This window comes from Pseudomonas sp. FP2196, from assembly GCF_030687715.1.
GTDB lineage: Bacteria > Pseudomonadota > Gammaproteobacteria > Pseudomonadales > Pseudomonadaceae > Aquipseudomonas.
On record NZ_CP117445.1, the window covers coordinates 2,920,744 to 2,933,931 of the forward strand.

The 13,188-nt window shown below is 59.2% G+C and carries 12 protein-coding genes; 7 read left to right on the forward strand and 5 right to left on the reverse strand.

Going from position 1 to position 13,188, the window contains the following annotated elements:
- Positions 1-55 precede the first annotated feature (55 nt).
- A complete protein-coding gene (locus PSH79_RS13080) occupies positions 56-1,522 on the reverse strand; it encodes a nucleobase:cation symporter-2 family protein (RefSeq protein ID WP_305443510.1) in 1,467 nt (488 codons plus the stop codon).
- A gap of 170 nt (positions 1,523-1,692) precedes the next feature.
- On the opposite strand from PSH79_RS13080, the gene zapE reads away from it, so the two are divergent.
- From zapE to PSH79_RS13095, 3 genes are all read left to right on the forward strand, one after another.
- Entirely contained in the window at positions 1,693-2,811 is a 1,119-nt protein-coding gene (gene zapE, locus PSH79_RS13085; protein WP_305443512.1) for a cell division protein ZapE, read from the forward strand.
- A 17-nt stretch (positions 2,812-2,828) separates the two neighbouring features.
- Positions 2,829-3,410: a DinB family protein gene (locus PSH79_RS13090; protein WP_305443514.1), complete on the forward strand. Its 582-nt coding sequence runs from the start codon at positions 2,829-2,831 to the stop codon at positions 3,408-3,410.
- 99 nt (positions 3,411-3,509) lie between these two features.
- Entirely contained in the window at positions 3,510-4,007 is a 498-nt protein-coding gene (locus PSH79_RS13095; RefSeq protein ID WP_305443516.1) for a GNAT family N-acetyltransferase, read from the forward strand.
- Between the two features lie 84 nt (positions 4,008-4,091).
- Here the strand turns inward: PSH79_RS13095 and PSH79_RS13100 are convergent, their stop codons facing one another.
- The 3 genes from PSH79_RS13100 to PSH79_RS13110 all read right to left on the reverse strand — a co-directional run bounded on the left by PSH79_RS13100 (position 4,092) and on the right by PSH79_RS13110 (position 8,583).
- Positions 4,092-4,301, reverse strand: a complete 210-nt coding sequence (locus tag PSH79_RS13100) for a hypothetical protein (RefSeq protein ID WP_305443518.1) — start codon at positions 4,299-4,301, stop codon at positions 4,092-4,094.
- A 140-nt stretch (positions 4,302-4,441) separates the two neighbouring features.
- Complete coding sequence (locus PSH79_RS13105; protein ID WP_305443520.1) at positions 4,442-6,688, reverse strand: TonB-dependent siderophore receptor; 2,247 nt, start codon at positions 6,686-6,688, stop codon at positions 4,442-4,444.
- Between the two features lie 146 nt (positions 6,689-6,834).
- Positions 6,835-8,583 carry a phosphoethanolamine transferase CptA gene (locus PSH79_RS13110; RefSeq protein ID WP_305443522.1) on the reverse strand — a complete coding sequence of 583 codons (1,749 nt, stop codon included), beginning with the start codon at positions 8,581-8,583 and terminating at the stop codon, positions 6,835-6,837.
- Positions 8,584-8,765: 182 nt separating this feature from the next.
- Here PSH79_RS13110 and PSH79_RS13115 point away from each other — a divergent pair, with 182 nt between their 5' ends.
- Positions 8,766-9,017, forward strand: a complete 252-nt coding sequence (locus PSH79_RS13115; RefSeq protein WP_305443524.1) for a hypothetical protein — start codon at positions 8,766-8,768, stop codon at positions 9,015-9,017.
- 326 nt (positions 9,018-9,343) lie between these two features.
- Here the strand turns inward: PSH79_RS13115 and PSH79_RS13120 are convergent, their stop codons facing one another.
- Positions 9,344-9,553 carry a DUF6026 family protein gene (locus tag PSH79_RS13120; protein WP_305443526.1) on the reverse strand — a complete coding sequence of 70 codons (210 nt, stop codon included), beginning with the start codon at positions 9,551-9,553 and terminating at the stop codon, positions 9,344-9,346.
- A 273-nt stretch (positions 9,554-9,826) separates the two neighbouring features.
- Between PSH79_RS13120 and gnd the strand changes: the two genes are divergently transcribed.
- From gnd to PSH79_RS13135, 3 genes are read left to right on the forward strand one after another with little or no spacing between them, the layout of a single operon-like run.
- Positions 9,827-10,807, forward strand: a complete 981-nt coding sequence (gene gnd, locus PSH79_RS13125; RefSeq protein WP_305443529.1) for a phosphogluconate dehydrogenase (NAD(+)-dependent, decarboxylating) — start codon at positions 9,827-9,829, stop codon at positions 10,805-10,807.
- Complete coding sequence (gene zwf, locus PSH79_RS13130) at positions 10,804-12,327, forward strand: glucose-6-phosphate dehydrogenase (protein ID WP_305443530.1); 1,524 nt, start codon at positions 10,804-10,806, stop codon at positions 12,325-12,327. Before gnd ends, zwf begins: the two co-directional genes overlap by 4 nt.
- A complete protein-coding gene (locus tag PSH79_RS13135; RefSeq protein WP_305443532.1) occupies positions 12,324-13,133 on the forward strand; it encodes an HAD family hydrolase in 810 nt (269 codons plus the stop codon). Before zwf ends, PSH79_RS13135 begins: the two co-directional genes overlap by 4 nt.
- Positions 13,134-13,188 lie beyond the last annotated feature (55 nt).

Sequence of the window (13,188 nt, forward strand, 5' to 3'; positions counted from 1 at the left end):
CGACAAAAAAGGGCTGAACCGTTGCCGGCGCAGCCCTTTTTCGCAGGCGTCGCTTTTAGCGGTTCAACTGTGCGACAGCCGCTGGCGAGGCAGGTTCACCTTTGGCCGGGACATCCGGGTTTTCCATGACCTGAAGAATAGAGGCTTCCGGGTCGAAGTCGTCTTCTTCCAGTTCGATGAATTCTTCCGGCAGGAAGATGTTCAGCACGATAGCGCACAACGCCCCGACGGTGATTGGCGATTCGAAGATGTTACGCAGCGCTTGCGGCAGCTCGCGCAGGACTTCCGGCACGGCGGCAATGCCCAGGCCCATACCCAGGGAAATTGCCACGATCAGCATGTTGCGTCGATGCAGGCCCGCCTCGGCGAGGATCTTGATCCCGGCCACGGCGACGGTGCCGAACATCACCAGTTCCGCACCGCCGAGCACCGGTTTGGGCATCAGTTGCAGCACCGCACCGATCATCGGGAACAGCCCCAACACCACCAGCAGGCCAGCAATAAAGAAAGCGACGTAGCGGCTGGCCACGCCGGTCAACTGAATCACGCCGTTGTTCTGTGCAAAAGTCACCATCGGCATGCTGTTGAATACGGCGGCCATGGCCGAGTTGAGACCGTCGGCGAGCAGCCCGGACTTGATCCGGCGGATGTACAACGGGCCTTTGACCGGTTGCCGGGAAATCATCGAGTTGGCGGTCAGGTCGCCGGCGGCTTCCAGCGGCGACACGAGGAAGATCACCGCCACCGGCACGAACGCCACCCAATCGAAATTGAAGCCGTACTTGAACGGCACCGGCACGCTGACCAGAGGCACTTCAGGCAGGCTGGCAAAATCCACGGTGCCCATCAGCCACGCAACCACATAGCCGAGGGTCAGGCCGATCACAATCGCGCCCAACCGCAGGAACGGCACGTCGACGCGGTTCAACACCACGATGGTGCCGAGCACCAGCGCTGCCAGAAATACATGGCTGGCCGCGCCCAGATCGGCCGCACCGAAACCGCCGGCAATGTCGGTCATCGCCACTTTGATCAGCGACAGGCCCATCAACGTAATGATCGTGCCTGTGACCACCGGGGTGATCAGCATGCGCAGCTTGCCGATGAACTGGCTCAGCACCACTTCAATGAATGCGGCGAAAAAACACACGCCAAAGATCGTCGAGAGGATTTCATCGGTGCCGCCACCGCGAGCCTTGACCATGAAACCGGCGCTGAGAATCACGCTGATAAAGGAAAAACTCGTGCCTTGCAGGCACAACAACCCCGAGCCGACCGGGCCGAACCGCTTGGCCTGTACGAACGTGCCGAGGCCGGACACGAACAGCGCCATGCTGATCAGGTAAGGGATTTCGCTTTGCAGGCCGAGGGCACCGCCCATGATCAGGGTCGGGGTGATGATGCCGACGAAGCTCGCCAACACGTGTTGCAGCGCGGCAAACACGGTAGCAGTGAGGTGCGGACGGTCGTTGAGGCCGTAGATCAGATCGTTGTTGCGTGGGGCTTTTTCAGAGGCGGTCATGGTGATTTGCGTGCCGTGAGGCGGGGCCGGGTCAGAAAATGGAGGCGCAGGATGCCGGAAGAGAGCGGCGAGGGCAACGCAATAAAACTGCCTGAAAGGTCAGGTTTTATTGGGCGAGGAGGGTTTATCCATCTGTAGGGGCTGCAGGGCATCGTGGCATACTGCCGCGCATGACTTTCGACTCCCCGCTCAGCGCCTGGCAGCACGCCATCGAACACAAGGGTTTCATCCAGGATGAGGCTCAGGAGCATGCCGTCTGGGCGCTGCAAAAATGCCACGAAGCCTTGCACGCCGGTGCTCGTTCGATCACCGGGGTGTATTTGTGGGGGCCGGTCGGACGCGGCAAGACCTGGCTGATGGATCAGTTCTTTCAGAGCCTGCGGGTGCCGGCGCGGCGTCAGCACTTCCACCATTTCATGGGCTGGGTGCACCAGCGCTCGTTCCAGTTGACCGGGATCGCCGATCCGCTGCGTGCGCTGGCCAAAGAGCTGGCGGCCGAGGTGCGGGTGCTGTGCTTCGACGAACTGTTCGTCAACGACATCGGCGATGCGATCATTCTCGGGCGCCTGTTTCAGGTGATGTTCGACGAAGGTGTGGTGGTGGTCTGTACGTCCAACCTGCCACCGGATGATTTGTACGCTGACGGCTTTAACCGTGACCGTTTCGTCCCGGCGATCACCGCGATCAAGGCGCATATGCAGGTGGTTGCGGTCAACGGCGCCGAGGATCATCGCTTGCATCCGGGGGCGATTCAGCAGCGCTACTTTGTTACTGCTCCCGAGGGCTTCAGTGCATTAGATGAAGTCTTTAAAGCGCTGACGGCCGGGCAATCGTCCAGCGCCGAGCCTGTGCCGGTCGGCCATCGTGTACTGAACGTCGTGCAGGCCAGTGAAACCGTGCTGTGGTGCCGTTACGCTGATCTGTGCGAGCAACCGTTCGCCGCGATGGATTTCATCGCGCTGTGCGACACCTATCGGGCTATCCTTTTGAGCGACGTGCCGAACCTCAGCGCACAGAAGCGCGAAGGGCGCATCGCTCGCGGCACCGAAGACGGCGCCCAGCGGGTGGTGGCGGGTGATCGTGAATTGCCGCAGTTGTCGGTTCACGACGATGGCGTCCGGCGTTTCATCGCGCTGGTCGACGAGTGCTACGACCGCAAGGTACCGCTGTACATCGAGGCACAAGTGGCCATGGACGCGCTGTACACCGAGGGCTATCTGGAATTCCCGTTCCGCCGGACCCTCAGCCGTTTGCAAGAGATGCAGTTGCAGCGCTTTGCCGAAGCTTGAGTGAAGAGGGCGTATACATGACTCAGCCGCTATCCCATCATCTGCTGACCATGGCTTACCAGAATGCCTGGGCCAATCACCGCTTGGCCAAGGCATGGACGCAACTCGACGACGCAGAGCTGACAGCGCCCCGGGTGAGTTTCTTTCCCGGCATCCGCCTGACCCTCAACCACATCCTGACGTGCGACTGGTTCTACGTGGATGCGCTGGAGCGCGAGTTGCGCGCTGATGAGCCACACCCGGACTGTTATGTGTTTTTCAACGCTGACGAACCGTTTACCGACGCTGCTCGTTTGCGCGAAGAGCAGGCCCATGTCGACCGACGGCTGATCGCTTATTGCGAGCAACTGCGCGATGCCGATCTCGGACGTATCGTGACAATCGCCCGCGATACCCCGCAGCACGACAGTCGTCTGCGCTTGCTTTCGCACCTGTTCGAACATCAGATCCATCACCGTGGTCAGGTCCACGCGATGCTCAGCGATACCTCGGTGAAGCCTCCGCAACTGGACGAGTTTTTCTGCTTGGGCGAGGCCGGATTACGAGCCGTGGATTTCGCTGAACTGGGCTGGACCGAGGAGCTGGTCTGGGGGCATTGATCTTTTGATTTTGCTTTTCGCATCACGCTCGCGCTAAGGTCGCAGAGCCCTTCAGCAAGCACTTTGCGCGCTGGGGCTTTTGTGTGTTTGGGGATGGAAATGGATTCCGCGGAAATTCTTGTGCTTCAAGCCAGTTACACCAATCCACTGCACGCCGAGGCCATCGGCGTGCTGCTCAATCACTATGCGGAAGACCCCATGGGCGGCGGTCACCCGATCGACCCTGACCTGCTGCGCCGATTGCCTGAAGAACTGGCGCGCCGACCGCATGCTTTCAGTGTGCTGGCCTTCGTCGGTGGCGAGCCGGCCGGGCTGGTTAACTGCTTTGAGGGCTTTTCCACCTTTGCCTGCAAGCCTTTGGTCAACGTCCACGATGTAGCGGTGATGAGCAAGTTTCGCGGTTTGGGGCTGAGTCAGAAAATGCTTCGCAAGGTCGAGGAAATCGCCCGGCAGCGCGGCTGCTGCAAGATCACTCTTGAAGTGTTGGAAGGCAATGCAATAGCGCAAAACGCCTACAGCAAGTTCGGCTTCGCGCCTGGTATGTTCGACCCGAATCACGGGCGCATGCTGTTTTGGATCAAGGATTTGCAGCCATAAAAAAGGCGCCCCGGAAGGGCGCCCAACTGTCTTCTCCCAGCCAGCGCGTAGCCGTGGGAGGTCCATCGGTTGCTCAATAAAAACTCAGTCGCGATAGGTTTCGGTCACTTGCGCCGTCTGATCGGCTGGAACCCGGATTTCTTGCGCTTTGGCGTCGCTCGATTGCTCGCTGTGCGCGTGGTGTACCGGAAAGTTGTCGTAGTAATAGCGCATGCGTTCTGCGCCACCTTCGGCGAAGGCGCTGGCGGAACCAAGGGCGAGTAACCCGGCAAGGACTGCAGTGGTGATTTTCATGGTGCCTCCTACTGAACAAGTGGGAGCCGTTCATCCATGAAGCAGACTTCGGGAGGAAGTTTGTGCGGCGGGAATTAACTCGGGGTTAACACCTGTTGGAGGAGGGTTATCCCGCCAACAGGTTCAGTCTTGCAGCGCTGTCAGAGCTTCCAGTCCAGACTCAACGTCACGGTTCGCGGATCGCCCCAGTACACGCCGTTGTAGAAACCGACGTTTTCGTAATACTTCTTGTCGAACAGGTTGTCGACGTTCAGCGAGGCCGAAAGATTTTTGTCGATGGCATAGCGCGACATCAACTTGACCACGGTGTAGGCGCCCTGGTTGATCCGTGTGCTTTCAGTGATGAACTTGCCGGCGGCATCGCGGCCGACCGGGCGTTGCGCATCGCCATAGATGCTGCTTTGCCAGTTCACCGCGCCGCCCACGGTCAATGCCTGCCAGTTACCCGGCAAACGATACGCCGTGGAAATGCGTAGCAGGTTCAGCGGCGCCTTTTCATTGGTGCGCTGTTTATCACCGTCTACCGAATGGGTGTAGGTGTAACCGGCAGTCATGTTCCAGCCGTTGAGGATTTCGCCGGAAACTTCAGCCTCGAAGCCATTGACCTTGTTGCCCTTGCCGCTGGATTTGTAGAACTCTTCGCCAGTGGCCGGATCCGGCGGGACGGAATTGTCACGCTCGGCAACGTTCTCCTGCTTGCTCCAGAACAGCGCCGTTGCAACGTTCAGCCGCTCTTGCAGCAAGCTGCCCTTGAGGCCCACTTCGTAGTTGCTGCCAACCACCGGTTCCAGGTATTTGCGGCTGCTGTCGCGGTTGCTCTGCGGTTTGAAAATATCGGTGTAGCTGACGTAAGCGGTGTACTCCGGGGTCAAGTCGTAGAGCAGGCCGGCATAGGGCGTCCAGATGTCGTTCTGTTGCTGATTAGTCGTGTCAACGCTGGTCAGTTGCCGATTATCGTCATAGTAGTAATCGGCATTTTTGCCTTCCCAACTGCCGTAACGACTGCCGATCACGGCATGCAAGTCGTCCGTCAGGCTCAGGCGCGTGGCGATATAACCGGCCTTTTGCCGGGTGCTGCCCCTGGAACCGGTCAAATCGCTGACAGTGTCGGAGAATTTGCCAATCTCGCCCATGTACTTCCAGTCGCGGATCGTGCCGTAATTGGCGGGAAGCGTGCCGGCGAAGGTTTTCGGAGCATAGGAGCGGTGTTCGGCTTCGCCATAACCGAGCATCAATTCGTGCTCGCGGCCGAGCAGCGAATAAGGACCGGAGACGTTGAAGTCGTAGACGCTCATTTTCTGCGTGCCGATCATGTGCGAGGTGTAGGCGACCATGCCGCTGCGGTCAGCCTCGGGATAGCCGGCGCCGCCGTAGTAGATCTTGCCGTCGACATCGCTGGTGCGGTGGGTGTAGGCCGCTTTCAGACGCCAGCCTCCCGCCAGCGCCTGATCAAGGGTGGCGAACGCGGTTTTATCCTTGAGTGGCCAGGAACTCCAGGACGTCGCCATGTTGGTCGAACGGCCCAGTTTTGCCTTGCTGCCGTCGGCATTCCAGTAGGGCAACGTGCCCCAGGACGAGCCTTGCACCTGTTTGTCCTGATAGTCATAACCCACCGCCAGCACGGTGGAATCAGTCAAGTCTGCTTCAAGAATCCCGTAGCCGACCTCGCGTTGCAGCGCGTACTTGTCGCGAATCGACTGGCTGTCGCGATAGGCCATGACCGTACGCCCACGCAGGCGACCATCGAAGGCCAGCGGGCCGCCGACATCCACGTAGCTGTAGTAATTGTCGTAACTGCCGCCGCTGACCCCGGCCAGCGCCTGCCATTGCGCCGTCGGACGCTTGCGCACCATGTTGATGGTCGCCGAAGGATCGCCTGCGCCGGTGGTCAGTCCGGTTGCACCGCGAACCACTTCGATGCGGTCGTAAATGATGGTGTCGGCATCGGTCTTCATGCGATCGAACGTGTTGAGCATTCCGTCGATCTGGAAGTTGGTGATCGAATAGCCGCGCGACGAATAGTTGACCCGATCCGAGTCAAGGTGCTGCACCACCACGCCAGTGGTCTGACCCATGGCCTCTGACAATGTACCGAGCTTGAAATCATCCATTTGCTGGCGGGTGACCACGGACACCGATTGCGGGGTTTCCTTGATCGACAGGTTCATCCGAGTCGCGGTGCTCATGGCGCCGGAGGTGTAGGCGTCGGTGTTTTCGGTGTTGCTGCCAAGGCCTTTGGCGGTGACGCTGGTCGATGCCAGTTCCAGCGCGGTGGCGGCAGGTTCCGACGGTTTTTCCGCTTCGGATTCCGCCAGCAGTTCGGGGCTTAGTGCGGCGCCGCAGAGGCCGAGCGTGAGGGTCATGGAACGGGTAATGGGCGCGAACATCGCAGCCGACTCCTTGTCTTCGAGGGAAAAATTCCGTTTGTTCAAAGACGAAGCGTAGTTCTGCGATTTAGTATCAAACGAGAAATATTGTTATTTGAAAATGTTGCAGGCATGAAAAAGGGGCCGGTTTCGGCCCCTTCGCGGTATTACTTTTGCGCGACATCCGCGGGTGCGGGTGAGGCGGGTTTCGGCTTCATCAGGCTGAAATCAATCAGTGCTCGCTGGTCAGTTTGATACGGGTCGCCGATCAGCAGTGGACGAACCTTGAAGCTGTCGCTTACCAGGCTCTTGCTGCGGTCCATTTCATCGAAACTCAAACCGGCCATGTCTGCCCAAGTGTGGATCAGGTGCGAGCTGCTGTACGGTCGCTGCAGGTCGGCAGCGAAGTTCCAGTCATGGTTTTCCTTCCATTTCGGCGAGGCCCAGGCCATGAACGGAATGGTATACATCGGCGCCGTCGGTTTGTTTTCGTTACGCCCAAGGGTTTTGTGGCCGACCGAGTCGAACACGTCTTCGCCGTGGTCAGAAAGATACAGCAGGAAACCGTTCGGATCGGATTTGGCGTAATCCTTGATCAGGCTCGACACGACAAAGTCGTTGTACAGCACGGCGTTGTCGTAGCTGTTGTAGGTGGGTACCTGGTCGTCACGCACGCCGGCCGGCACCCCGTTGCGGTCCTTGAACTTGTCGAAGGTCGGCGGATAACGGTACTGATAGCTCATGTGGGTGCCGAGCAGATGCACGACGATCAGCTTGCGCGGCGCCGCATCGGCCAGGGCCTTGTTGAACGGCTCGATCACGTCGCCATCGTACTGGGCGGCGTTCTGATTACGGTTGTTGTTCAGGTATACCTGCTCGTCAGCCTGCTCGGAGAAGGTCGTGAGCATGGTGTTGCGCTTGGTCATGGTCTGCTGGTTGGTGATCCAGAAAGTCTTGTACCCCGCCTGTTTCATCATGCTGACCAGTGACGGCGTAGACAGGTACAGATCCGGATTTTCTTCGTCGGCGAACGTCAGTACTTGCTGCAACGCCTCGATGGTGTAAGGACGCGGGGTGACGACGTTGTCGAATACCGCCAGTTGATCCTTGAGCTTGTCCAGTTCCGGTGTGGTATTGCGCGGGTAGCCGTACAGGCTCATGCGCTGACGATTGGTCGACTCACCAATCACCAGCACCAGCGTGGAAGGCTGGTCGGCATTGGCAGCCTTCAGGTTATGCAGCGGCGGGATCTTGCTCGCGCTGTGCAGCATGCCCTGCATGTCGGCCAGTGTGTCGAGATAACGGTGATACGCCACGGCCATTTGCCATGGCACGGCTGGCTCGATGCGGGTTTCGAACTTCTCGAATCCCTGAGCGAAGGTGCCCATGCGCAGGGTTTGCTTGACCAGCGGATAGCCGACCACTGCGATCACGATGGCGGCGGCAGCGACCATGGCGCGACCACGGGGCATGTACACCGGGCGCAGGCGAGTCCACAGGAAATAGGCAAACGCGGTATGAGCGAGGAACGCCGGAACCATCCACCAGGCGAAGTACTGGGTCATGTACTCGCCGGCTTCGGACACGTTCGATTCGAACATGATGAAGATGACGCTCTGGGAAAACTCCTGCTGATAGATAAAGAAGTAGCCCAGGCTGGCCATCGAACAGGCCCACAGCACCAGTCCGATTATGCCGGCAAGCAGTTTTGTGCGCTTGGGGAAGAGCAGCATCGGAGCCAGCCAGATCGCGCTCATCACGAACGCCTGACGGAACCCGGTGAAACCGGAAGTGCCGGTGATCTGAATCAGCAGTTGGGTAATGCCGGAAAAATACCAGAAGAACACAAACAGCCAGAGGAAACCGGCCCAGTCGAAACCTGTCGCAGACTTGGGGCTGCGTTTAAACATCGTCATTCAACACTCCACTCAATTGACTCGCACACGCGCGGCGAACGCGCGCGTCGGGCACCGACGGCTGCATAGGCATCCATAGTTACCCTGATTATCCGTAAAAACGTGTGAAAAGTTTGTGAGTTACATCCGTCCAAGGGGGTGGCGGTAACGCGATACCGCACAGACAGATTGGCATTCGGGTTATGGGTGAAATGATGCTCGAGGCGATGCAATCAGCACTCGTACAGTTCTGGAGCGAACCGTGTACAGAAAGTACGCGACGCTGGCAATGGCTCAGTGATCTTTTTAAAGGTGCATTGCTGATCAGCCTCAGTGACGGGCAGAGCATGCTGAAGCTGGAGAGGGAACAAATGCTGACGTTGCGCCAAATAGCGCACTGCCCGGAGAAGAGCGCGAGGGTAGCGGCTTATGGTGCCGATTGTACCGAAGCCTGACTGGTGACCTATAGGCGCGGCGAGGACGCGATGGTCCAGACGAAGCCCGGTGCTGAAATCCTCGCAACACGCACAGTCGAAGGCCGGTAGATCGTGTTGTCGTTCGGGATCGCAGGGCGGATCGCCGCGTTTGACTCATTGCAGGCGTTTGCCGATGCACGGGGAACTGATTCTCCGATGGCGAAGGCCGGGCAGGTACTCGAAGTCCAGCCTTGGAAAGCGCCAATATCAACAGCAGCGTGGCGGCGAGACTTTTTTCAAGCGTCTGCCGCCAGCAGGCAAGTCAACGTGATTTGACCGGCCAAGCCTTGTCTGACCTGCCCGGATTATCCGTGGCGGGTCTGGCTGTTGGGGAGCGCGGCTTTTTTTGTGGTTGGCAGGCGCCTTTCGGCCGGCTGCAGCGCTTGCAGGCGCTCTTGCAGGAGGGCCACTTCGCCCTGAAGGCGGTCGCGCTCTGCCTTGAGTTCGCGCAATTCGTCGCGACGAAGGGTGACGTAAAGCGTCTGTGGAGGTAGTGCGTTAACAACTGTGCCCATTGCTCACCTCGCAAATGGCGTGTCTCAACTGTAAATAGCCCCCGTTCTGGGGTGCTGACTTACTATCGGCACCAATTTTGGTTTCTTTTGCCCCTCAAGGGAACTTTTTTATTTTTCATGGTCGGTGTGTCTTCGGCACGATTCAGGGCGTTATCAGTCTGAATCGGGCACAATGCCCGGAAACTTCATCCCGACGCTCTGGACTAACCTCCATTAGTCGCGTTGGGCTATAACCTTTGACACACATTTATTTGTAGTAAGGAGCATCAGCACATGCAACTCGGGATTATTGGACTGGGCCGCATGGGCGGTAACATTGCGCGGCGCCTGATGCTCAACGGTCACACCACCGTTGTTTACGACCGCAATACCGCTTTCATCGATAACCTGGTCGCCGAGGGCTCTACCGGCGTTGCCGATTTGCCGGCGCTGGTTGCCGGCCTGGACAAGCCGCGCGCGGTTTGGGTCATGCTGCCGGCCGGCGCACCGACCGAAGACACCATCGAAACCCTGAGCAACCTGCTTGAAGCCGGCGATACCATCATCGACGGCGGCAACACCAACTATAAGGATGACATTCGCCGCGCCAAGACCCTGGCCGAGAAGGGCTTGCACTACATCGACGTCGGCACCTCCGGTGGCGTCTGGGGCCTGGAACGCGGCTACTGCATGATGATCGGTGGTGACGCCGAAACCGTGCAGCGTCTCGACCCGCTGTTCGCCGCTCTGGCCCCGGGTATGGGCGACATTCCGCGCACCAGGGATCGCAAGTCCGATGACCACCGTGCCGAGCACGGCTACATCCACGCCGGTCCTGCCGGTGCCGGGCACTTCGTCAAGATGATCCACAACGGCATCGAGTACGGCATGATGGCGGCCTTCGCCGAGGGCTTCGATATTCTCAAGACCAAATCGAGCGAGCGCCTGCCGGAAGATCAGCGTTTCGACCTCAACGTGGCGGACATTGCCGAAGTCTGGCGCCGTGGCAGCGTAGTTTCCTCGTGGTTGCTCGACCTGACTGCAGACGCGCTGGCCAGCGACCCGAAACTCGACGGTTTCTCGGGTTCGGTGGCTGACAGCGGCGAAGGTCAATGGACCATTGAGGCGGCCATGGAGCAAGCGGTGCCGGTGCCGGTGTTGTCGAACTCGCTGTTCTCGCGTTATCGCTCGCGTGGCCAGGGCACCTTTGGTGACAAGATTCTTTCGGCCCAGCGCTTCGGCTTCGGCGGCCATGTGGAGACACCGAAGAAATGACCCATACGATCCGCAGAAAATCCAAGGCAGATTCCGCACCACCGACCACGCTGTTTCTGTTCGGTGCCCACGGCGACCTGGTCAAGCGCTTGCTGATGCCGGCGCTGTACAACCTCAGTCGCGACGGCTTGCTTGACGATGGTCTGCGGATCGTCGGCGTTGACCACAACGCCATTACCGATGAAGCCTTCGCGCAAAAGCTTGAAGACTTCATCCGTACCGAAGTGGCGGCGAAGGTCGGCAAGGGCGATCAGATGCTTGATCCGGTCTTGTGGGCCAAGCTCGCCAAAGGTATCAGCTACGTCCAGGGCGACTTCCTCGACGACAGCACTTATTCAGCCCTGGCGGCGAAAATCGCCGACAGCGGCACCGGCAATGCGGTCTTTTACCTGGCCACTGCTCCGCGTTTCTTCAGTGAAGTGGTGCGTCGCCTCGGCGCCGCCAAACTGCTGGAAGAGACCCCGGATGCGTTCAGAAGGGTGGTGATCGAGAAGCCGTTCGGCTCCGATCTGCAAACCGCCGAAGCGCTGAACGCCTGCCTGCTCAAGGTGATGTCCGAGAAGCAGATCTATCGGATCGACCATTACCTGGGCAAGGAAACCGTGCAGAACATTCTGGTCAGCCGGTTCTCCAACAGCCTGTTCGAAGCCTTCTGGAACAACCATTACATTGATCACGTACAAATCACAGCCGCCGAAACCGTCGGCGTAGAAACCCGTGGCAGTTTTTACGAGCACACTGGCGCACTGCGTGACATGGTGCCTAATCACCTGTTCCAGTTGCTGGCCATGGTCGCCATGGAACCGCCGGCGGCGTTCGGCGCTGATGCCGTGCGTGGCGAGAAGGCCAAAGTGGTCGGCGCGATTCGCCCATGGACGGTTGAAGAGGCGCGCGCCAACTCAGTACGCGGCCAGTACAGCGCTGGTGAAGTCGGCGGTAAAGCGCTGCCCGGTTACCGCGAAGAGGCCAACGTTTCGCCCGACAGCAGCACTGAAACCTACGTCGCATTGAAAGTGATGATCGACAACTGGCGCTGGGTCGGCGTGCCGTTCTACCTGCGTACCGGCAAACGCATGAGCGTGCGTGACACCGAGATTGTCATCTGCTTCAAACCGGCGCCCTATGCGCAGTTCCGCGATACCGAAGTCGACGAGTTACAGCCCACCTACCTGCGCATCCAGATTCAGCCCAACGAAGGCATGTGGTTCGATCTGCTGGCGAAGCGGCCGGGGCCGGCACTGAACATGGCCAACATCGAGTTGGGGTTCGCTTATAAGGACTTCTTCGAGATGCAGCCCTCGACCGGTTACGAAACGCTGATCTACGACTGCCTGACCGGCGATCAGACGCTGTTTCAGCGCGCCGACAACATCGAGAATGGCTGGCGTGCGGTGCAGCCGTTCCTCGATGCGTGGCAGCAGGATGCCAGCGTTCAAACTTACGCTGCCGGTCAAGATGGCCCGCAGGCTGCCGAAGATCTGCTGACTCGCGATGGTCGCGTCTGGCACGGCCTCGGATGAGTAAACCGATCCGTTTTCTCCTGAGCGACATGGACGGCACTCTGTTGCTGCCCGATCACACATTGAGCCAACGCACGATTGAGGCGGTTCATTCGCTGCGTGAGGCCGGCGTGCTGTTCAGCCTCGCCACCGGGCGCCCGCCCAAAGCGATGTTGCAGCAGATTGAAGCCTTGGGCGTCGACCTGCCAACCGCGGCATTCAATGGCGGCACCATCGTCAATCCGGACGGCAGCTTGCTGGTTGCGCATTACCTGCCGGCGACGACCGCACTGATTGCTCTGGCGACGTTCGCTGACCAGCCAGACGTCGAAGTGTGGGTGTTCAGTGGCGGCGACTGGTTGGTCAAAGACCCGCATGGGCCGATGGTGTCGCGTGAGCAGCACGGTCTTGGCTATCCGCCGGTCGTGGTTGAGAGCTTTGAACCGTACCTGGAGCGCATCGACAAGATTGTCGCGACCAGCCACAACACTGAGTTTCTGATCGAACTGGAAGCGCGCCTGTTACCGAAGGTCAACGACATGGCGCAGGTCTCGCGCTCTCAGCCGGTGTATCTCGACGTCACGGCGCTGGAGGCCAACAAGGGCACGGCGCTGGCAACCATTGCCGCGCATCTCGGCATTCCGTTGGAACAGACAGCGGCGATTGGCGATGGTGGCAACGACCCGGCGATGTTCCATTGCGCGGGACTGTCGATTGCCATGGGGCAGGCGGAAGAGGCTGTGCGGCGTCAAGCGGATGTTGTCACCGGTTCTAACACCGAAGACGGCGTGGCTCAGGCGATCGAAAAATACATCCTGCCGCGCTGACTTACACAGAAACAAATGCAGGAGTGAGCCTGCTCGCGATGGTGGTGTGTCAGAC